Source organism: Kocuria sp. APC 4018 (assembly GCF_030407675.1).
GTDB lineage: Bacteria > Actinomycetota > Actinomycetes > Actinomycetales > Micrococcaceae > Kocuria > Kocuria rhizophila.
This window is the reverse complement of sequence record NZ_JASDCY010000053.1, coordinates 1-19,031: the sequence shown is the minus strand read 5'-3', so window position 1 is coordinate 19,031 and position 19,031 is coordinate 1. Positions and strand designations below refer to the sequence as shown.

General features: G+C 69.4%; 13 protein-coding genes and 1 riboswitch. Of the genes, 6 read left to right on the top strand and 7 right to left on the bottom strand.

What is annotated here, in order from left to right; all coding sequences use genetic code 11:
• Positions 1-125 precede the first annotated feature (125 nt).
• The 4 genes from QL985_RS09435 to QL985_RS09420 all read right to left on the bottom strand — a co-directional run bounded on the left by QL985_RS09435 (position 126) and on the right by QL985_RS09420 (position 3,689).
• Positions 126-1,025, bottom strand: a complete 900-nt coding sequence (locus QL985_RS09435; RefSeq protein WP_259906275.1) for a squalene/phytoene synthase family protein — start codon at positions 1,023-1,025, stop codon at positions 126-128.
• Between the two features lie 11 nt (positions 1,026-1,036).
• A complete protein-coding gene (locus QL985_RS09430) occupies positions 1,037-2,200 on the bottom strand; it encodes a polyprenyl synthetase family protein (RefSeq protein ID WP_259906273.1) in 1,164 nt (387 codons plus the stop codon).
• Positions 2,197-2,718, bottom strand: a complete 522-nt coding sequence (locus QL985_RS09425) for a MarR family transcriptional regulator (RefSeq protein ID WP_223246113.1) — start codon at positions 2,716-2,718, stop codon at positions 2,197-2,199. Before QL985_RS09425 ends, QL985_RS09430 begins: the two co-directional genes overlap by 4 nt.
• 101 nt (positions 2,719-2,819) lie before the next feature.
• Positions 2,820-3,689, bottom strand: coding sequence for a fructosamine kinase family protein (locus tag QL985_RS09420; protein WP_059281474.1), 870 nt, complete (start codon positions 3,687-3,689; stop codon positions 2,820-2,822).
• 305 nt (positions 3,690-3,994) lie between these two features.
• Here QL985_RS09420 and QL985_RS09415 point away from each other — a divergent pair, with 305 nt between their 5' ends.
• From QL985_RS09415 to metE, 6 genes are all read left to right on the top strand, one after another.
• Positions 3,995-4,918: a sugar ABC transporter permease gene (locus QL985_RS09415; RefSeq protein ID WP_135010921.1), complete on the top strand. Its 924-nt coding sequence runs from the start codon at positions 3,995-3,997 to the stop codon at positions 4,916-4,918.
• Entirely contained in the window at positions 4,915-5,733 is an 819-nt protein-coding gene (locus QL985_RS09410; RefSeq protein WP_047979313.1) for a carbohydrate ABC transporter permease, read from the top strand. Before QL985_RS09415 ends, QL985_RS09410 begins: the two co-directional genes overlap by 4 nt.
• A gap of 55 nt (positions 5,734-5,788) precedes the next feature.
• Positions 5,789-7,090, top strand: coding sequence for an ABC transporter substrate-binding protein (locus QL985_RS09405; protein WP_047979312.1), 1,302 nt, complete (start codon positions 5,789-5,791; stop codon positions 7,088-7,090).
• A 155-nt stretch (positions 7,091-7,245) separates the two neighbouring features.
• Entirely contained in the window at positions 7,246-8,400 is a 1,155-nt protein-coding gene (locus tag QL985_RS09400) for an ABC transporter ATP-binding protein (protein ID WP_047979311.1), read from the top strand.
• 111 nt (positions 8,401-8,511) lie between these two features.
• Positions 8,512-8,628, top strand: a riboswitch (SAM riboswitch).
• A gap of 43 nt (positions 8,629-8,671) precedes the next feature.
• On the top strand, positions 8,672-9,880 hold the full coding sequence (locus tag QL985_RS09395; protein ID WP_135010917.1) for a methylenetetrahydrofolate reductase: 1,209 nt from the start codon (positions 8,672-8,674) through the stop codon (positions 9,878-9,880).
• A 198-nt stretch (positions 9,881-10,078) separates the two neighbouring features.
• Positions 10,079-12,502, top strand: a complete 2,424-nt coding sequence (gene metE, locus QL985_RS09390) for a 5-methyltetrahydropteroyltriglutamate--homocysteine S-methyltransferase (protein WP_135010916.1) — start codon at positions 10,079-10,081, stop codon at positions 12,500-12,502.
• Positions 12,503-12,660: 158 nt separating this feature from the next.
• Here metE and QL985_RS09385 read toward each other — a convergent pair whose 3' ends face one another.
• The 3 genes from QL985_RS09385 to QL985_RS09375 are packed head-to-tail and all read right to left on the bottom strand — an operon-like array spanning position 12,661 to position 18,735.
• Positions 12,661-16,065 carry a DEAD/DEAH box helicase family protein gene (locus tag QL985_RS09385; protein WP_135010915.1) on the bottom strand — a complete coding sequence of 1,135 codons (3,405 nt, stop codon included), beginning with the start codon at positions 16,063-16,065 and terminating at the stop codon, positions 12,661-12,663.
• Between the two features lie 34 nt (positions 16,066-16,099).
• Complete coding sequence (locus tag QL985_RS09380; protein WP_135010914.1) at positions 16,100-17,275, bottom strand: restriction endonuclease subunit S; 1,176 nt, start codon at positions 17,273-17,275, stop codon at positions 16,100-16,102.
• On the bottom strand, positions 17,272-18,735 hold the full coding sequence (locus tag QL985_RS09375; RefSeq protein ID WP_135010913.1) for a class I SAM-dependent DNA methyltransferase: 1,464 nt from the start codon (positions 18,733-18,735) through the stop codon (positions 17,272-17,274). The genes QL985_RS09380 and QL985_RS09375 overlap by 4 nt, the downstream gene beginning before the upstream one ends.
• Between the last annotated feature and the right edge of the window lie 296 nt (positions 18,736-19,031).

Genomic DNA, 19,031 nt, shown 5'->3' with positions numbered 1-19,031 from the left:
GACCACGACCGTCCGCGGGGCGCCCCCGCCGCCGGGAGCCGTGCGCGCCGCGCCGGTGCTCGTGCTCTCGTTCGCGCTTTTCATGGCCGTGTGTTCTCCGCCCTGGTGCTCGTGGTCTTCCCGGCTCACGCCGTCACCTCCGTGTTCGACAGGGAGCGCGCGGCGATCCGCAGCTTCACCGCGGTGGGCACGCTGATCCGGCGCCGCGTCAGCTCGTGCGCGGGAACCCGCTCGATCCGGCGCGCGAGCTCCCCGAACAGCCCGTGGGCCATGGCCACCGCACGACGAGCGCGCCGGTCCAGGGCGAGGATGCCCGGCACGGCGGCGTCGAGGTCCGCGGTGAGGTCCGCGAGCAGCTCGGTCTTCTGCGCCTCCGTGAGGTGATCGGGGTCCGCGCCGGGGAAGTACGTGCGTCCCAGCTGGTCGTGGTCCGCGCCGAGGTCCCGCAGGAAGTTGACCTTCTGGAACGCCGCGCCCAGCCGCCGGGCGCAGTCCGTCAGCAGCCCGCGCTGGGCGGGGGTGTCCGCGAGGGTCCCGGGCATGTCCATGAACACGGCCAGGCACATCAGGCCCACCACCTCCGCGGAACCGTAGATGTAGGACTCCAGGGAGGCGCCGTCGTGCTCCGCGACCTCCAGGTCCGCGCGCATCGAGGCGAAGAACGGGGCGGTGAGCTCGCGCCCGAAGCCGTGGCGGCGGGCCACGTCCGCGAAGCCGTGGACCACCAGGTCCGTGGCGAACCCGGTGTCCAGTGCCCGGTCCACGGCCGCCTCGTACTCGTCCAGAGCCGCGCGCACCTGCGTGGCATCCAGGCCCGCGGCCTGTGCGGTGCCGTCCACCACCTCGTCCGCCACGCGCACGAGCGCGTAGATCCCGGCGATGTCCCGGCGCACCGGGCCCGGCAGGGTGCGGCACGCGAGGGAGAACGAGGTGGAGTACTCGCCGATCACCCGCCCGGAGGCGGTCAGGGCGGTGCCGGTGTACAGGCGCAGCGGCGCGAACGCGTGGGCGTCCGGAGCGGTCATGGGGGTCCTCACTACGAGTCTCGGTTCAGGACGTGGTGGCACAGGCTGTCCAGCTGGGCGCGTTCATCCTCCGGCAGGGCCAGCCCGTCCAGGAGCTCGCGGGCCTGCCCCACCAGGTCGGTGGCCAGCTCCACGGCGGCCTCCCGCGCGCCCGACGCCGCGAGCGCCTCCCGCGCGCGCTCCACCGTGGCGGTGCCCGCCGCGAGCTGCCCGAGCACCCGGCGGGCGTCCGGAACCTGCATCCCGTGGGCCGTGAGCACGGTGGCCTTGCCCGAGCGCAGGTCCGCGTCCACGGACTTGCCCGTGACCTCCGGGTCCCCGAAGGTGCCCAGGACGTCGTCGACCACCTGGTAGCCCACGCCCAGCAGCGCACCCGCGCGTGCCAGCCGCTCGGCGTCGTCCACCGCCGCGCCCGCGAGCAGGGCGCCGGCGCGCAGCGGCGCCTCGAACGAGTACGTGGCCGTCTTGAGCCGCTCCATGTCCAGAATCTCCTGCACGCCCGGGTGCCCCACCCCGAAGCGGTGCAGGGACAGCAGCAGGTCGTCCAGCTCCCCGGCGGCCGAGGCGGTCACGGCCTCGAACACCACGTCTGCCACGGCGCCCGAACGCCGCGGGTCCGCGGTGCACGTGGTGGCCAGTCGCAGCGCGCCCGAGAGCAGCAGGTCCCCGGCGAGGATCGCCGCGGACTCCCCCGCGTGCTGCGCCTCCTCCGCGCTCGCGCCGGCCGCCACGGCGTCCCGGCGGAACAGCTCGCCCACCGTGGGGCGGCCCCGGCGGCGCCAGTCCCGGTCCACCACGTCGTCGTGCACCAGCAGCGCCGCGTGCAGCATCTCGAACGACGCCGCCAGCCGCACGCAGGACGCGTCCGGAACCCGCGCGGCGGCGTCGCCCCCGCCGGAAACCCGGGCGAAGGAGCGCCACGCGATGAGCGTCAGGCGCGGGCGGATGAGCTTGCCGCCCGCCAGCTGCTCCCGGATCCGCTCCCACAGCAGCGGAAACCCCGGGCTGCAGGGCACGCGGTGGGCGGGCGATGCGAAGAAGTCCTCCAGCTCGCGCAGGACGGCGGCGCGGAAAGGGAGCCATGCGGCGTCGTGGCCGGAGGCGGTACAGGGACCTGCGGTCACGGGGGTGCCCCCCGCGGGGACCTCGGGAAGATCGCGCGCGGAGCCCGTCACGAGGACTCCTCCGCGTGGACCGGACACACGGGCCCACCCGCCGCGGCCGCTGCCGGGCGCCCGCACAGCTGCTCCAGGTGGTCCTCCATGCGGGTGACCATCCCCGTGAGGAACTGCAGCACCGCGCGGCGGCCGGGCTCATCGAGGGTCGCGAGCTCCTCCTCGACCATGGCGACCATGGGGGCGACCTGCGCGGCCACCTCTGCCGTGGAGCGCTCCACGGCCCGCACTGTCATGCGGCGGCGGTCCTCGGGATGGGGTTCACGCACCACGTGCCTCGCCCGGACCAGCCGGTCCACCATGGCCGTGGCCGATGCCGTGGTGATGTGCAGCGCCCGCGCCAGCTCCGTGGGGCCCATGGGGCGGCGCATCAGAAGGGCCATGGCCGAGAAGTCCGTCTCCTTCAGGCCCATGATCCGCTGCAGCTGGTGGTCGATCTCGTGGTTGAGCGTGATCACCCGGCGCAGAGCACGGGCCTCGGGCCCGGCGGCCAGCAACCCCGCGGCACTCTGCGCCATGCTCCACCTCGCGTCACCGATAACTAGACAATCTAGTAAGCATCATGCTGTACGGGCGGGAGCCGTGTCCAACGCCACGGGACCCGCCCGCGAGGCGGCACTCACCCCAGACGGCGCAGCGCGCTCATCACGGACGCCCCGTAGCCGCCACCGAAGCGGATCGCGTGGATGAGCAGCGGAGGCAGCTGGTACCACGGCACCCGCTCATGCCAGCCGTCCGCGAGGGGGTGGGCGTCGTCGTACGCGGCGAAGCACTCGCGGCCGAAGCCACCGAAGAGCTGCATCATGGCAAGGTCGTACTCGCGGTGGCCGTAGAACGAGGACGGGTCGATCAGCCAGTTGCCCCCGGAGGCGTCCACCACGCGGTTGCCGGCCCACAGGTCGCCGTGCAGCAGGCTCGGGGGCTCGGGCGGACCGGCCAGCTCGGCCGCCCGCGGAGCCAGCGACTCCAGCAGCGCCGACGCCGCCGGGTCCAGGTTCCCGGCGTCCACGGCCTGCCGCAGGAGGGGCTCGATGCGCCGCTCCAGCAGGAAGTCCGCCCAGTCGTCCGTGGGGGTGAGGTCCACCGGAACGGACCCGATGCGCTCCGGCAGCTCCGGGCCCAGCCAGCCCACGTGCGGAGCGGGAGCCGCATGGACCGCCGCGAGCCCTGTGCCGAAGCTGCGTTCGGTGGCCCGGTCCGGCGCCCCGTGCGCCTCCTCGATCCACTCCAGCGCCAGAGCCTCCTCCGACACGAAGCGCACGGCCGGAACACTGATCTTCTCGGGTGCCACCGCCCGCAGCTTCTCCAGGGCGGCGGCCTCCAGGGGAAGCACCCCGGGGGCCGGGTGGGGCATGGTCTTGGCGAAGACCGGGCCGTTGCCGGTCTCCAGCCGGAAGGCGTTGGCGCTGTCCCCGCCGCTCAGGCTGCGGGCACCGCTCACCCCCAGTGCGCTCACGAGGTCCCGGGGTAGCTGCTCCAGAAGTGCCATGGATCCTGTCTAGCACCTGCCTCCGTCCCGCTGGGACCAGTCCCGCCCACCGCGTCGGGACCAGGCCCACCCTCCCGCGGGCCTGGCCGGGCCGCGCGCACACTTGTGCCCGACGGCCAGGACGGGTGGGGGCTCGCGCGGCCCGGCGCGGCAGTGCTGCGAACCTTGTGCCGGATAGCAGCGCCAGGTTGCCGCCAGGCGAACTCGGGGTGACAGATGGCCCCCGATGCTGTTTGCCAGACCGTCACAACGACCCTCCACGATGATTACCTGTGAGTACATCCCTGCCCGCTGGTCGTGAAGCCGTGCCCTCAACCAGCCACCCTCCTGCCACCGTTCGGCGCCGGCGCCGCTGGAACGCCAAGCAAGTAGCCCTGGCGTTCGCGCTGACCGTCCCGAACCTCCTGCTGCTGGCCGTGTTCACCTACCGGCCGCTGATCGACAACATCCGGTTGTCCTTCTACAGCTGGAACATCTCCTCGCCCAAGGCCACGTTCATCGGCCTGGACAACTACGTCGAGTGGTTCAAGGACCCCGTCAGCTGGCAGATCCTCTGGAACACCGTGGTGTTCACGGGGTTCGCCGTGGTGGGGTCCATGGTCCTCGGGCTCGCGCTCGCGCTGCTGCTGGACCAGAAGCTCAGGGCACGCGGCTTCGTCCGCTCCTTCGTGTTCGCGCCGTACGTGATCTCCGGTGCGGCCGTGGGCGTGGCGTTCCAGTTCGTCTTCGACCCCAGCTACGGGCTGGTGCAGGACCTGCTGCGCCGGGTGGGCCTGGAGTCCCCCAACTTCTACCAGGAGCCGGGCTGGGCCCTGTTCATGATCACGGTCACCTACGTGTGGAAGAACCTGGGCTACACCTTCGTGATCTACCTGGCCGCCCTGCAGGCGCGGCGCACCGACCTGGACGAGGCCGCCGAGATCGACGGCACACCGGCCTGGCGCCGCTTCTGGCGCATCACCCTGCCCCAGCTGCGACCCACCACGTTCTTCCTGTCCATCACCGTGCTGCTGAACTCGTTCCAGGTGTTCGACATCATCCAGGTCATGACCGGTGGCGGGCCCTTCGGCACGTCCACCACCACGATGGTCTACCAGGTCTACCAGGAGACGTTCGTCAACAACCGGGCGGGCTACGGAGCCGCGGTCGCCACCATCATGTTCCTGATCGTCCTGGTGATCACCGCCGTTCAGGTGCGCTTCCAAGAGCGGAGTGAGCAGTTCTCATGAAGATCTCCCGCATTCTCGGCTACCTGGCCATGGCGTTCGCCTTCGCGGTCGTGGCGGTCCCGGTGTACTTCATCATCATCACGTCGCTCAAGGAGCACTCGGACATCTACTCCGACCCCATCACGTGGTGGCCCAACCCCTTCGCGCCGGAGAACTACCGGTATGTGTTCGAGACGGTCAACTTCGGCCAGTACCTGCGCAACTCGATCATCATCACCACGGTCCTGACCGTGATCGAGGTGGTGCTGGGCGTGCTCACCGCCTATGCCTTCGCGTTCCTCGAGTTCCCTGGGCGGAAGGTGCTGTTCCTGTTCGTCATCGCGTCCCTCATGGTGCCGAGCCAGATCACGATCATCTCCAACTACGCGCTCGTGGCGGAGCTGGGCTGGCGCAACACGTTCCAGGGCATCATCATCCCCCTGGCCGGGGTGGCCTTCGGGACGTTCCTCATGCGCAACCACTTCCTCAGCCTGCCCCGCGAGGTCATGGAGGCCGCGGAGATGGACGGCACGGGGTTCCTGCGCAAGCTGTTCCGCGTGGTGCTGCCCATGTCCTGGCCCACCCTGATCGCCTTCATCCTCATCACCGTGGTGACCGAGTGGAACCAGTACCTGTGGCCGTTCCTGATGTCCGACACGGACGCCGTGGCCCCGCTGCCCATCGGCCTCACCCAGCTGCAGAACAACGAGGGCCTGAGCAACTGGGGCCCGGTCATGGCCGGCACGGTCATCGCGACCATCCCCATGATCATCGTGTTCATCCTGCTGCAGCGCCACATGATCAAGGGTCTGACCGCGGGCGCGGTCAAGGGCTGACCCTCCACACACCACCCTCCAGCACATCCACCACCTCCTGAAGGAAGAAGCACACATGGAACTCTCACGTCGTCACGCCCTCGGCCTGCTGGGCCTCGGAACCGCCACCGTGGCCCTGTCCGGCTGCGCCGGCTCCGGGGGCGGAAGCTCCTCCGGTGGGCAGGAGGCCTCCGGCCCCCTGCAGTTCTGGTCCAACCACCCCGCCAGCTCCAAGAGCCTGGAGCAGAAGCTCATCGACGCGTGGAACTCGGCCAACCCTGACACCCCGGCCGAGCTGATCGACGGCGGTGCCGACTACGAAGAGGTGGCGCAGAAGGTCAACGCCGCTCTCGCGGGCGGGGACCTCCCGGACGTGTTCGTGGCGTCGGACGTGAACTGGTTCAACTTCGCCCTGAACGAGGCCGTGACCCCGCTGGACGACCTGTGGCAGAAGGCCGGGATCGACTCCAGCACCTACGTGGACACGCTGCGCGAGGACTACAACTTCAACGACAAGCACTACTGCGCGCCGTACGCCCGCTCCACCTGCATCATGTACTTCAACAAGGACATGATGCAGAAGGCCGGTCTGCCCCTGGACCGCGGACCCCGCACGTGGGACGAGTTCGCACAGTGGGCACCCCAGTTGGTCAAGGCCAACGGCGGCAAGCCCGCGCTGATCCTCCCGGACGGTGCCAACTACATGGACTGGTACTTCCAGGGCATGATCTGGACGTTCGGGGGTGCCTACTCCCGTGACTGGACCGCCACCTTCACCGAGGAGAACTCCATCAAGGCCGGCGAGTACCTCAAGAAGCACGTGGCGGAGGGGCACATCAAGATCGTGCAGGACGGCGCCAACGACTTCGGGATCGGCAACGGTGCCGCCCTGCTGGAGTCCACGGGCTCCCTGGGTGGCCTCAAGGAGGCTGCCACGTTCGACTTCTACACCACCTACCTGCCCGGCCCGAAGCCCGGCTGCGCCACCGGTGGCGCCGGCCTGGCGATCCCCAACGGCATCAGCGACGAGCGCAAGCTCACCGCCGCCAAGTTCATCGACTTCATGACGAACACCGACAACACGATCACGTTCACCCAGGCCACCGGCTACATGCCGGTGCGCAAGGACGCCATGGACAAACCCGAGGAGAAGAAGTTCCTCGACGAGAACCCCAACGCCATGACCGCGATCAAGCAGCTGAACGAGAACACCCAGCCGCAGGACGCGGCCCGCGTGTTCGTCTCCGGCGGCGGTCAGCGGATCGGCGGCGCGCTGGACCGCATCACCTTTGGCGGCGAGGACGTCAAGACGGTCTTCCAGCAGCTGCAGGACGAGACCCAGAAGATCATCGACTCGGACATCAAGCCCAAGCTGTGATCCTCCGCGGGTGGCGGCTCCTCTCGGGGCCGCCACCCGGGGCCCGCCCCGAACGGCCCCCGCACCACTGAGCACCACGGCGAGCCCGAGCCGCCCGTCACGCCGGGGCATCGATTCCGTCACCACCGTCACCACCCGAGAGCCCGAGGAGCACCATGGCCACCGTCGAGTACAAGCACGCATCCCGCATCTTCGACCCGGGCAAGCCCCCGGCGGTGTCCCAGCTCGATCTCAGCATCCGCGACGGTGAGCTCCTGGTCCTGGTGGGTCCCTCCGGCAGCGGCAAGTCCACGGCCATGCGGATGCTCGCGGGTCTCGAGCCCGTGGACGAGGGCGCCGTGTTCATCGACGGCCGCGACGTCACGGGCACCCGGGCCCGCGACCGGGACGTGGCCATGGTGTTCCAGTCCTACGCCCTGTACCCCAACATGACCGCGCGGCAGAACATGTCCTTCGCGCTGGAGAACGAGAAGCTGGACCGCGCCGAGATCGAGCAGCGGGTGGAGCGCGCCGCCGCCATGCTGGAGCTCGGGCCCCTCATGGACAAGCGTCCCGCGGCCATGTCCGGGGGCCAGCGGCAGCGTGTGGCCATGGGCCGCTCGATCGTGCGCAACCCCAAGGTGTGGTGCATGGACGAGCCGCTGTCCAACCTGGATGCCACGCTGCGCGTGTCCACCCGCGCCCAGATCGCGGACCTCCAGCGGGAGCTGGGGGTCACCACCATCTACGTGACCCACGACCAGGTCGAGGCCATGACCATGGGCGACCGCGTGGCCGTGCTGCGCGACGGACAGCTGCAGCAGGTGGCCGATCCGATCCACCTCTACGAGCACCCCGCGAACGTGTTCGTGGCCCGTTTCATCGGGTCGCCGGCCATGACGATCGTGCACGACGTCCCCGTCCGGGACGGCCACGCGGTCCTCGACGCCGCGAGCGGGCTGCGGGTGCCCGTGCCGGCCGAGTTCTCGGCGCACGTGCGGGACACCGTGACCGTGGGTGTCCGTCCGGAGTCGTGGGAGATCACGGGCGAGGGCGACGCGCCGGGGACCCCCGCGCTGCCCCTTCGGGTCCACCTGGTGGAGAAGCTCGGCTCCGAGGCGTTCATCCACTGCGTGCTGCCGGACACCCCGGAATCCGGGACCGAGGACGCCCGCGCCATGCGGCTGGAGAAGGACCGCGCCACCGTCCGCGCGGACAAGTTTCTGCAGATGGAGGCGGGGTCCACGATCCACGTGCGGCCGAACGCCCGCGAGACGTGCTTCTTCGACCCGGCTTCCGGTGAGAACTTGGAGGTCGTGGTCGGGCGCTGACCACACGTGTGTCCCCGGGGTCCGGCCCCGGGGGCGCACCGGTCCGCACCGGCCCGCACCGGGCGCCTTCCACGGCCCGGGGCCCTCGTGCTACCGTCTCACCCACCAAAGGATCATGAGACCCGGCGAAAAGCTCTGGCTGGCCGGGCGGCAACCCTCCTGCTGTAGTGGGGTGCCCCAGATGACGATCCGGCCGCCGCGCAACCGCGTGGCTGGCAAGTACGGCGCACGGGGTCCACCTCCGGCGTCCTACCGCCGGAGGTTTTCTCATATGCCCGTCACACCGCCGACCGCCCGCGCCGAGGACAGGCCGCAGCTCGTGGCCGCGGCCCGCACCACGGACGAGCCCGCTCCCACGTCAGGCGCCCACCCCGCCGGCTCAGCCGCTCCCGCGAGCCCCACCTCCTCGACGGGCGAGCACGATCCCGCACGTGCCAGCCACCCCAGGGGCGTTCCCACGGCGGCCACCTGCCGCGCGGGCGCACCCGCCGCACCACCGCCCAGCCCGGACTCGTCCGAGCCGTCCTGCGCCGAACCGCCCGCGCGCACGTCCTGGCTGGTGCGCCGCCCCCGGCGCTCCACGCTCGTCTCCTTCGAGGTGTTCCCGCCCCGCCCCACCGCGGACCCGGACACCGTGTGGCGCAGCATCGACGCCATGGCCCAGGCCGGGCCCGACTTCTTCTCCGTCACGCACGGCCACTCGGGTGGTCGTGGTGTGTCCCGCGAGGCGCTGCGCCATCTGCGCCGCACCACCAGGACCCCCGTGATGGCCCACTTCACGTGCGGTGGCACCGACCGCGCGGGGCTGGAGCGTTCGGTGGAGCAGCTGCTGGACGACGGCGTCCGCGACCTCCTCGCGCTGCGCGGGGACCCGCCCCTGGGCGCCGGGCAGTGGCGGACCCCGCCCGGGGGGATCGGCCGGGCCTCGGAGCTGGTGCGGCTCATCCGGGACGTCGAGCGGCGTCGTTTCGGGGACGGGTTCCGCCCCGGGACGCGGCCGCTGTCCGTGTCGGTGGCGTGCTACCCGTCCCCCGCCCGGGGGCGTGACCCCGAGGCGGATCTCGCGTCCCTGTGGGAGAAGCAGGAGGCCGGGGCGGACTACGCGATCACGCAGGTGCTCTACGAGCCCGAGGACTACGCGTCGTTCCTGGAGCGGGCGCGCTCCGAGGGGATCCACATCCCGGTGGTCGCGGGTCTCATGCCCCTGACCAACCCGAAACGGTTGCAGCGGATGACGGAGATCACCGGAGTGCCCGTTCCCGAGCGGCTCACCCGGTTCCTCACCTCGGGCTCCCCCGAGGAGCTGCGGCACCGGGGCACCGCGGCCACGCTGTCGCTGATCGACGACCTCCTGGACCTGGGCTGCGCAGGCTTCCACCTGTACACGTTCAACCGCCCGGACGCGGCGCTCACCATCCTGGAGCACCTGCGCGTCCGGGATGCGGCCCGCGAGTACCGGGGCCGCAGCCCCGCGGCCTGACCGTGCGGCGTCGTGCGCACCGCCCACCGCAGAGCCGCACGCGCGGCTCTGCCCACGCGCGCTGGAGCACGTGCCCCGGTACGCCCGCCGCGCCCGTCACGCCCAGTGACCCCGTACAGCGCCGTCGCCGGCCCACCCGCGACGCGGCTGCCTCACACCCTTTTCACGTCATCACACCAACCCCTACAAGGAGAGATCATGACCGTCACGAATCCCACCCCCCTGCCCAGCGCCACGATCCTGGGCTACCCGCGCATCGGCCCGGACCGGGAACTCAAGCGGGCCCTCGAGGCCTACTGGGCGGAGCCCGCACGGCACCCGGCCCAGACCGTCCTGGACACTCTCGGCGACCTCCGGGAGCGCACGACCCTCAGGCTGCGCGAACTGGGGCTCACGCAGGACACCGCCGTGCCCTCCGAGGGCTTCGCCGTGGACCACGTCCTGGACACCGCGCTCGCCCTGGGTGCCGTGCCGGCCCGGTTCCGGGCGGAGGGCCTCCTCCCCGCCGCGCCGGACACCGAGCGCGGGATCGAGCTGATCACGGCCCTGTCCCGGGGGACGGACGATCTGGAGCCGCTGGAGCTGACCAAGTGGTTCGACACCAACTACCACTACTACGTCCCCGAGCTCGATCCGGGCACCGCCCTGCGGGCGCACCCGGAGAGCCTGGTCTCCCGGTACCGGGACACCCTGCGGCGCACCGGCGTGCGGACCCGCCCCGTGCTGGTGGGTCCCGTGACCTTCCTGCTGCTCTCGCGCCCGGAGACCCCCGCGGCCCACGGCGCGCGGGTGGACCCCCTGGCAGGGCTCGACGACGTCCTGGCCCAGTACGTCTCGATCCTCAGCTCTCTGCACGCGGCCGGTGTGCCGTGGGTGCAGCTGGACGAGCCCGCCCTCGCCGCGGACGGCTGGGGTGCGTCCCGCGAACGGATCCTCTCCGCGGTGACCACCGCGTACACGCGGCTGACCGCCCTGTCGGACCACCCCTCGGTGCTGGTGACCGTGGGCTACGGGGACGCCGGGCAGGACGCCCACCTCGCGCTGGCCCGCACGGGCGTGGACGCCCTCGCCGTGGACCTCGACCGCGGGGCCGTCCCCACCCGGGCCGCGCTCGAGGCGTGGGGCGAGCGGCCGGTGGTGGGCGGCGTCGTGGGCGGACGCACCGTGTGGCGCACGAACCTGGCGGGCGCCACGGACACCCTGGACCGGTTGCGTGCCGGGGCCCGCGGCCCCGTGGCGGTGGGCACGGCGACGCCGCTGCTGCACGTCCCGCACGACATCACCCGGGAGACCGGGCTGGACCCGGACGTGCGCAGCTGGGTGGCGTTCGCGGACCAGAAGGTGAGCGAGGTCGTCGAGCTGGCGCGCGGCGTCGAGCACGGCTGGAAGGAGATCAGCGAGGCCCTGGAGACCGACACCCGCATCCGCGAGGCCCGGGCCACCCACCCCGCGACGCGCCGCCCCGAGATCCGCGAGCGCACCGCGGCCGTCTCCCCGGAGGACCGACGGCGCCCCTCAGCGGCCGAACGCCGGGCGGCGCAGCAGGAGCGGCTGAGGCTGCCGCTGCTGCCCACCACGACCATCGGCTCCTTCCCGCAGACTGCCGAGATCCGGGCGGCCCGCGCCGCCCACCGGGCGGGTCGCCTGGACGGCGCCGCCTACTGGGAGGCCATCCGGTCCGAGATCGCCCGCGCGGTGCGCGCCCAGGAGGAGCTGGGGCTGGACGTGCTGGTGCACGGAGAAGCGGAGCGCAACGACATGGTCCAGTACTTCGCGGAGTCCCTGGAGGGTTTCGCGACCACCCGCCACGGCTGGGTGCAGTCCTACGGCTCGCGGTGCACACGCCCGTCCATCCTGTTCGGGGACGTCTCCCGGCGCGTGCCCATCACCGTGGACTGGACGCGCTACGCGGCGTCGCTCACCGACCGTCCGGTGAAGGGCATGCTCACGGGTCCGGTCACGATTCTCGCGTGGTCCTTCGTGCGCGACGACGTCCCCGCGGCCGAGGTGGCCGATCAGGTGGCACTGGCGCTGCGGGACGAGATCACCGACCTCGAAGCCGCCGGCACCGCCGTGGTGCAGGTGGACGAGCCCGCCCTGCGGGAGCTGCTGCCGCTGCGCGAGACGGACCGTCCGGCCTACCTGGAGTGGTCCGTGGGCGCGTTCCGACTGGCCACCGGCGCCGCCGCCGCGGACACGCAGATTCACACCCACCTCTGCTACTCCGAGTTCGAGACCGTGCTGGATGCGATCGAGGGTCTGGACGCGGACGTCACCACGCTGGAAGCCTCCCGCTCCGGCTCGGGCATCGTGGACGGTCTCGCCGCCGCGGACTTCCCGAGGGACGTGGGACCCGGTGTGTGGGACATCCACTCCCCGCGCGTGCCCTCCTTCGAGGAGGTGGCTCGCAGGGTGCGCCATGCCGCCCGCGCCATTGGCGCGGAGCGCGTGTGGGTCAACCCGGACTGCGGGCTCAAGACCCGTGGCTGGCCCGAGACGGAGGCAGCACTCGACCGCCTCGTGGCCGCCGCGGTGTCCGTGCGCACGGAGCTCGAGCGGGAGGACGACGACGCCGCCCGCGCCGGCGCGCGACCCGTCCTCAGTTCATCGGGCGTCGCCTGAGCCGGGAGACGGGGGCTCCGGGGCCGCAGCCCCGCCCCGCCCGCGCCGCGCAGTATGCACAGCGTGGGCGGGGCGGCATGTTCGGGGCTCCGTGACAATCAGTGGAGTCCGCTTCCCGCCGGCCCGCACACCACGGCGCCCGTCGGTCCGCCAACCCGTCAGCCCGTGGGCGGCAGTGCCTCCGCCGGGACGGCTCGCCTGCGCACCAGGGTGGAGAGGTCGATGATCCGATCCACGTCCTCCTCCTCGAACAGGACCTCCGGCCCGGACCAGGCGATGTCCGTGAAGGGCGGTTCGTAGAGCCGCCCCGGTTCCATGGCTCCGTTGCGGGTGAGCTCGTCGATCACCCGTTCGATGAACCGGATCTGCTCCACGGTGTGGGTGGAGTCGTTGAGGTACTCCGCGAACAGCGTGGACACCTCAACCCGTTCCATGCCCACGAGCTTGCGGATGAGCAGGCCCATGCCCTGGTTCCGCTCGGCGGCGTCCCGCAGGGCGTCCCGGTCCCCCACCCCGTGCTCGATCATCATCTCCTCGAGGCTCGCCAGGTCCGCCGCCGTGAGCGGCTTGTTGCGGCGCAGGCGCTCGATGGCCACGTGGTCCATGTGCTGGGTGAGGAACGCCCGGGCCTTCTGCTCGAAGCGGGCCAGGTCCGTGCCGGGTGCACGGGGTTGCAGCTCCACGTCCCGGATCTCCTCCAGGGTGTCCTGGAAGTCGGTGTACACGGGGTTGCGCCGGGTCTTCTCGATCAGCCCCACCAGCCCGCGAACACGCTGGCGCAGCACGTCCAGCATGGGCAGGGTGACGTCCTGCCACCACTCGTCCCCGGCGGCGGCGTCGAGGATCTCCAGTTGCTTCTGGACGGCCGGGATCTTGTCCTTGCCGCGCAGCTGCTCCGCGATCTCCTGGATCCGGGCACGGTAGCTCTCCCCCGCGGCGTCGTCCCCGTCCAGCAGGGCCACCTGGTAGCGCAGCACCAGCAAGTCGAAGCTCTTGGCGTCCACGTCCGGGTCCTGCTCGCTGGACGGCAACCCCGCGAGGTTGTCCACGACGTCCTGGGCTGAGGACTCGTCCAGCGTCTGCCACGCCTCGGGCTGGCCAAAACGTTCCACGAGTCGCAGGTGCGGGCGCACCAGCACGTTCTCGCGGTTCATGCCCAGCACGTACCGCTGCAACGACGACGCCGTGTCCTCCCGCAGCTGCCGCAGGTCACCGGCCGCGTGGTCGCGCTTGGCCTGCGAGTCGATCCCGCAGATCATCCGTACGCGGTGCTCCACGATGCGCTGGCTCAGGGACTTGGGCACGGAGCCCTTGGGTTCGGGAAGGTCCTGGTTGAAGAAGTCCAGGTTCCCGCAGCAGTCGAAAACCAGGAAGTCCTCCTTGTCCCGCCCCGGGCCGAAGAGGTCCGGGCGCAGCCGGGTGCCGCGGCCGATCATCTGCCAGAACTTGGTCTTGGAGCGCACCGGTTTGAAGAACACCAGGTTCACCACGTCCGGGACGTCCACGCCGGTGTCCAGCATGTCCACGGAGATGGCGATGTGCGGTTCCTTCTCCGGGTCGCTGAAGTTGTCGATCAGGGACTGCGCGTGGCGGCTGCCGTGGGTGATCACGCTGGCGAAGCGACCCCCGTAGCCCGGGTACTGGGCGTCGAACCGCTCCTGGATGAACTCCGCGTGGCGCTGGTTGCGGGCGAAGATGATGGTCTTGCCCAGCCGGTCCCCGTTGGCCACCCGATGTCCGGACTCCATGACGGTGGCGAGCACCTTGTCCACGGTGTCCGTGTTGAAGAGAACCCGGTTGATCTCCTCCGAGGAGACCTCGTCCGGGATCTCGCCCTCGCCCCAGTCGATCTCGTCCCAGCGCTCCCGTTCTTCCTCGGTGCGCTCGTGGTAGCGCATGCCCCGGCGGATGAACCCGGTGCTGATCTCCTTGCCGCGGGGCGGCACGAGCTTGCCGTCCGCCACGGCCTCCTCCAGGGTGTACGCGTCCGTGGGGACCCCGTCCTCCAGGGCGAAGAGCTGGTAGGTGTTGTGGTCGATGTCGTCCTTGGGCGTGGCCGTGAGGCCCAGCAGCAGGGAGTCGAAGTGCTCGAAGATGGCCCGGTACTTCTGGTACACGGAGCGGTGCGCCTCGTCCACGATCACCAGGTCGAAGAACCCGGGGCCGAAGCGCCGCACTCCGCCCTCGTTCTCGTGGATCAGGTTCAGCATGGTGGGGTACGTGGAGAGGTACACGCGCCCGGTGCCGTGGCGTTCGTCCACCAGGTTCACGGACGCGGTGTCCGTGAGGAGCTCCGCGAAGGCGCGCTTGGCCTGGCGCACCAGGGCCGTGCGGTCCGCGAGGAACAGCACGTTCTTCGCCCAGTTCTGCTCCTGCAGCTGCTTCACCAGGGCAATGGCCGTGCGGGTCTTGCCGGAGCCCGTGGCCATGACCAGCAGGGCCGCGCGCTGCTTCCGGTCGAAGGCATCGTCCACCGCGCGGATGGCTCGGGTCTGGTAGGGGCGCTCGAAGCCCGCGATGCTCTCGTCGATCGGCGCCTGGGCCAGGGCCGCGCGGGTGCCCCGCCGCTGGATGGCAAGTTCCAGCTCGTCCCGGGTGTAGAAGCCCTGGACGCGGCGCGGCGGGTAGCCGGCGGCGTCGTCCCAGATCTCGTGCTCGTAGCCGTTGGACAGGAAGATCACCGGACGACGCCCGTGCTCGCGTTCCAGGGCGTCCGCGTAGAGCTTGGCCTGGTGCTGGCCGTCGCGCAGGCTCACGTGGCTGGCCTTGGCCTCCACAATGGCCAGGGGGCGGCCGTCAGTGCCCCACAGCACGTAGTCCACGCGGCCCGTACCGGAAGCGGTGGGCATCCCGGACACGGTGAACTCCCGGTCCCGGGGATCGGAGAGCTCCCACCCGGCCTCGAAGAGCAGGGTGTCGATGTTGGTCGCGCGGGTCTCGTTCTCGTTCAGGTCGCGGTCGTCGCGCGCAACGGGAACTTCTCGGCCGGCGCGAACGGCGGCCTGCAGCTCCTCGATGGTGGCCTGCTGCTGCGCGGCGAGGTCGTCCCGCTCCTTGAGCAGCTTCTGGTACTTGGCGTCCTGGTCCTTGAACTTCTGCGCAAGCTGCACCACCTGCTCGCGGGTCAGGGGCGCGGCCTGTGCGGCCACCTGAGGGTCGAACACCGCGTGCGGGTCCACGGTGTCCGGGTGGCGGGTGTAGCGCAGCGCCGCCCAGATCATCACGTGGTGCAGTTCCTTAAGGACCGGCAACGACTGCTGCCGAGAAATCGGCCCGGTCCGGTGCACGGCGGTGTTGCCATTCTTGCGGATCAGGTTCAGCTTGGCCTGGATCGCCGGGCCCGTGACGGCCACGAAGGCGGAGTCGTTCGTGCGGGCCGCCAGGTCCGAGGCGTAGGCCTCCCGCAGGTTCTCCATGTCGAACAGGAACCCCACGAGCACCTCAATGGCGCGGCGGCTGTAGAAGCACGCGGACCGCGGATCGCTCATCACGTAGGACTCCGCGCGAGCGCAGTCCTCGTAGAGCTCCGGCCACTCGGCCCTCATGAAATCGAAGTTGCCCACGCGCCCTCCCCGGCTCAATGCGTTTGAAACGACCCTACAGTTCGCCCGAGAACGCCCGCGACTGCAAGGACGCGAACAGCTCCTCGTCCTTCTCCAGCGCCCGCTCCACGAGAGCGCGCTGCGCGTTGATCTTCTCGACGCGGGCGGCGAACTCCTGCTGGACGGCGAGAGGCGGGATCGGAAGAGAAACGTCCCCAAGGATTTTTTGGTTAATCTTAAAAGTACCGTTCGTCGTTCTCGCACCCACTTCTATCTGTTGCCGGACTACTCGCTGACCCCACAGTGCCGCCAAGTAAGGTGGACGAATTTTGTCAGCATCTAAACGGCAGGCAATCATGGTGTCCGGGAAGACGACCTGATCGTCGTCCGACTGGGGGAACACCCCCTGGCCCACCAGGTCGATATTTCCATTCCCCCGACATACCAAGAAGTCTTGCTTTCGCACACGAACATTCTCCTCGGGTATTCGGTCGAACATCGCTGCCCGTCGTGATGTAGGGTCGAACCTCCCATGTGTAATTGCACCAAGAGTCAGCACCTGCGCCCCAAATTCACCGCTGTTCGAAGGGGACAAACCATTGCGGAAGTTTTGGACGAGATCGCCGAATCGCATTTTCTGCGGTTCCGAGGAGACTGATAAATCGAGAAAAACTGACTGAGTAAGTTCATCAAGGAGAGCGAGGGAGGCACGGCGCTTCGTGCGGATGGCGTCAGCCTGATCCAGGATCCCCGCAATCCTACGCTGCTCGCCCAGTGGGGGCAATCGCATTTGGAGGTTGTCGAGGTGTTCCTTCTTTAAATTGTTGATATTAACGCCCGCAGCCAAGGCGCTCACATTTCTTCGATAGCTATCGGTTCGAAAAAAGTGAGAGAAATACTTTCCGTCAACCTGACCGCCCGGACGCAATACCTTGAGGAAAGCACCCCATGCAACATCCATTGAATTCGCAACATAGGCCGCTTTACCCACTGAGGACAAGCTGCCACTTGAGGAGGATACAACGACGTCATTGCTCCGCAGCCGCTGGTTGTCTCGTATTTTCGACACGGGGACGTAGACAAACTCGGACAAATCCAAACCGTCGTCTTTAATGTTGTTCGCGCGAACCACTGGAAGATACCCTTCGCATGGGGAGTCTCTACTGTCCCCCTTACTGAATGTGACTCCCCGGATCTGGGTTGCGATGTCACCCACCCGAGCTATGTTCATGCGAGGTCTCCTTTAAGCTGATTCAGCGCCTTCCCAATCTCAACGTTCAACCGGTCAATCTCGTCGAGGATCTCCTGCGGACTGCGATGTTCCTCTTCCTTGTAGGCCACCTCTTTGTAGCGGTTCAGCGACAGGTCGTACCCCTGCTCCGCGATCTCGTCCTTGGGGACCACGAAGGACTGTTCGGTGCGCGCGCGGCCCAGCTCGGCGTAGTCGCCCGTCGAGAAGAGGCGGTAGTGCTCGCGGACGCCCGGGAGGTCGTTGGCCTCTACGGGGGTTCGCTTGTCGTCCAGGGAGTAGCCGTCCGCGCGCACGTCGTAGAACCACACGTTGTCCGTGCCGCCGCTGTCCGTCTTGGTGAACAGCAGAATGGCCGTGGATACCCCCGCGTACGGCTTGAAAACGCCCGAGGGGAGCTTGATGACCGCGTCCAGCTTCTGCTCCTCCACGAGCATGCGGCGCAGGTCCTTGTGCGCCTTGGAGGAACCGAACAGCACCCCGTCCGGCACGATCACGGCAGCGCGCCCGCCGGTCTCCAGCATCTCCAGGAACAGGGCCAGGAAGAGCAACTCGGTCTTCCTGGTCTTGACCGTCTTCAGCAGGCTTTGTGAAGTGCCCTCGTAATCAAGGGAGCCTTTAAACGGCGGGTTAGCAAGGATCAGGCTGTACTTGTCCTCGAAGCGGGACACCTCCGCCAGGGAGTCCCGGTACCGGATGTCCGCAGCCGAGATGCCGTGCATCAGCATGTTCATGCTCGCAATGCGGAGCATCGTGGAGTCGAAGTCGTAGCCGTGGAACATGCCCGAGGCGTAGTGGGCGCGCTTGCGGGGATCGGTGAACAGGGACTCGTCGTGCTCCCGCAGGTACTCGGACGCGGACACCAGGAACCCCGCCGTGCCGCACGCGGGGTCGCAGATGGTGTCCTCGGCGTTGGGCTCGGTGAGGTCCACCATGAGGTCGATGATGTGCCGGGGCGTGCGGAACTGCCCGTTCACACCGGCGGATGCCAGTTTGGACAGCAGGTACTCGTAGAGATCCCCGTTGGTGTCCGGGCGGAGGTCCAGGCCGTCCAGCAGGTCGATCACCTTGTGCAGTAGCGCCGGCGTGGGGATCGTGAACCGGGCGTCCCGCATGTGCTCCGTGTAGGCGCTCTCCCCGCCCAGGCGCCGCAGGAACGGGAACACCCCGCGGTCCATCAGCTCGTAGGCCGTGGCCGGGTCCTGGTTCTTGAGGTAGCTCCACCGCAGCTTCTGCTCGTCTCCCGACCCGAAGATGGGGTCCTCCGGGCTGCGGCCCGTGCGGCTCGCCTTCCGATCGATGAGCTCCTGCTCCTGGTCCAGGCGCTTGATGTAGAGCAGGTAGGTGATCTGCTCGATCACCTCCAGCGGGTTGGAGATGCCGCCCGTCCAGAACGTGTTCCACACCCGGTCGATCTTGGACTTGAACTCACCCGTAATCACTCCGCCAGGCTACCCGGAGGAATGCGCAAGCACATGAAAAGACGCGCGCCCGGAGGCATTGCGCGCGAACTGGCACGCCCAGAAAGACGATGGACCCCACGCGCCCCGCTGCCGGCCCGGCCTGCCGGGGGAACAGACCGAAAATGGTGTGTTAAATGTGGGGAGGCCCCACCTGGTCCACTCGTTGTGAGTGGTCCTGGTGGGGCCTCAACCCTTTACGTTGATTCCGGCGGTGACTTACTCTCCCACACCCTACCGAGTGCAGTACCATCAGCGCTGTGGGTCTTAGCTACCGG

What these genes read in the sequence shown, in the direction of transcription:
- QL985_RS09400 (WP_047979311.1), top strand. Translation starts at nt 7,246, where the DNA reads ATGGCCACCGTCGAGTACAAGCACGCATCCCGCATCTTCGACCCGGGC.
- QL985_RS09410 (WP_047979313.1), top strand. Translation starts at nt 4,915, where the DNA reads ATGAAGATCTCCCGCATTCTCGGCTACCTGGCCATGGCGTTCGCCTTC.
- QL985_RS09405 (WP_047979312.1), top strand. Translation starts at nt 5,789, where the DNA reads ATGGAACTCTCACGTCGTCACGCCCTCGGCCTGCTGGGCCTCGGAACC.
- QL985_RS09380 (WP_135010914.1), bottom strand. Translation starts at nt 17,275, where the DNA reads ATGAACATAGCTCGGGTGGGTGACATCGCAACCCAGATCCGGGGAGTC.
- QL985_RS09425 (WP_223246113.1), bottom strand. Translation starts at nt 2,718, where the DNA reads ATGGCGCAGAGTGCCGCGGGGTTGCTGGCCGCCGGGCCCGAGGCCCGT.
- QL985_RS09420 (WP_059281474.1), bottom strand. Translation starts at nt 3,689, where the DNA reads ATGGCACTTCTGGAGCAGCTACCCCGGGACCTCGTGAGCGCACTGGGG.
- QL985_RS09435 (WP_259906275.1), bottom strand. Translation starts at nt 1,025, where the DNA reads ATGACCGCTCCGGACGCCCACGCGTTCGCGCCGCTGCGCCTGTACACC.
- QL985_RS09395 (WP_135010917.1), top strand. Translation starts at nt 8,672, where the DNA reads ATGCCCGTCACACCGCCGACCGCCCGCGCCGAGGACAGGCCGCAGCTC.
- metE (WP_135010916.1), top strand. Translation starts at nt 10,079, where the DNA reads ATGACCGTCACGAATCCCACCCCCCTGCCCAGCGCCACGATCCTGGGC.